Here is a 1,251-nt window from a genome sequence, read left to right as displayed (position 1 = left end):
CAGCCAGCAGTTGGACGAATCGCCCGCGGTCGGGCAATCCGGAGATGGGATCCAGACTCGATGGCGCGGCAGACCTTGCGCGGCTCATAAATGGGGCGGAGTCAATAATCAAGTGCAACACCCCTGATCTGCCTTGTACCCGACCCTGCCGCCGACCCATGGGAACCCGCTACCAGCACTTGAGCGCCGAAGAGCGCGCCACCATCATGATCATGCTGCAGCAGGGCTGCTCGGCACGCGGCATTGCCCGCACGCTGCAACGCTCGCCGTCGACGATCACGCGCGAGATCCGGCGAGCGCTGGACTGGCCGCAGCGCGCGGCCTTCGTGCCGGCAGGCAGCAGCACTTATGACGCGCGGGCAGCCGGGGCGCGTGCCCATGTGATGCGGCTCAAGCGCCGACGCAGCCGCAAGCTCTCCGAAGACGGTGTGCTCTTCGGCGTGGTGCACCACTTCCTGCTGGAGGGCTGGTCGCCGTCTCAGATTGCCGGCACACTCAGGCGCATGTGGCCCGACGATCTGGATCGCCGCGTCTCGCACGAGACCATCTACAACTGCATCTACGCGATGCCGCGCGGCGAGCTGCGCAAGGAACTCATCGCCTGTCTGAGGCGTGCGCAAGCCAAGCGCATGCCGCGCTCGCGTGGCCAGGACCGGCGTGGTCAGCTGCCCGACGCTGTGAGCATCCACCTGCGTCCGCCCGAGGCCAACGAGCGGGCTTTCCCGGGGCACTGGGAAGGCGATCTGCTCAAGGGGGCGGCCAACCGCTCGGCCGTTGGGGTGTTGGTCGAGCGCAGCTCGCGTCTGGTGATGCTGGCCAAGCTCAAGGATGCCACGGCAGCCTCGGCCTTGGAGGGCTTCACCGCCAAGCTGCGCAGCATTGCCGAACCGATGCGCAAGACCCTGACCTACGACCGCGGCAAGGAAATGGCGCGCCACCCGGAGCTGACCGAAGCCACTGGCATCCGGGTCTACTTCTGCGACCCGCGCAGTCCGTGGCAGCGGGGCAGTTGCGAGAACATCAACGGTCTGCTGCGCCAGTACCTGCCCAAGGGCACGGACCTGTCGGTCTACAGCCAGGAAGAGCTCGATGCGATCGCCGACCGGCTCAACAACCGCCCGCGCGCCATCCACGGCTTCTACCCTCCGATCGCCGTCTACCAGGCCATGCTGGAAAAGCTCACCCAAGCCAGCCACTCCCTTCAGTGATTCCGCTGTTGCACTTGGTGCTTGACACCGCCAGTTCTGGAAG

General features: G+C 66.3%; 1 protein-coding gene. It reads left to right on the top strand.

Features of this window, described 5'->3' with window-relative positions; translation table 11 throughout:
* The first annotated feature begins 158 nt into the window (after nt 1–158).
* Nucleotides 159–1,208 carry an IS30 family transposase gene (locus tag HQK15_RS18220; RefSeq protein WP_059937720.1) on the top strand — a complete coding sequence of 350 codons (1,050 nt, stop codon included), beginning with the start codon at nt 159–161 and terminating at the stop codon, nt 1,206–1,208.
* The last annotated feature ends 43 nt before the right edge of the window (nt 1,209–1,251 follow it).

It is taken from the genome of Aeromicrobium stalagmiti (genome assembly GCF_013283745.1).
Lineage (GTDB): Bacteria > Actinomycetota > Actinomycetes > Propionibacteriales > Nocardioidaceae > Aeromicrobium > Aeromicrobium stalagmiti.
Note: the sequence above shows the minus strand (reverse complement) of the source record. Positions and strands in the feature narration are given on the sequence as shown.

Bases quoted from the DNA above. Each gene is read 5' to 3' on its own strand.
- HQK15_RS18220 (WP_059937720.1), top strand. From the start codon at position 159: ATGGGAACCCGCTACCAGCACTTGAGCGCCGAAGAGCGCGCCACCATC.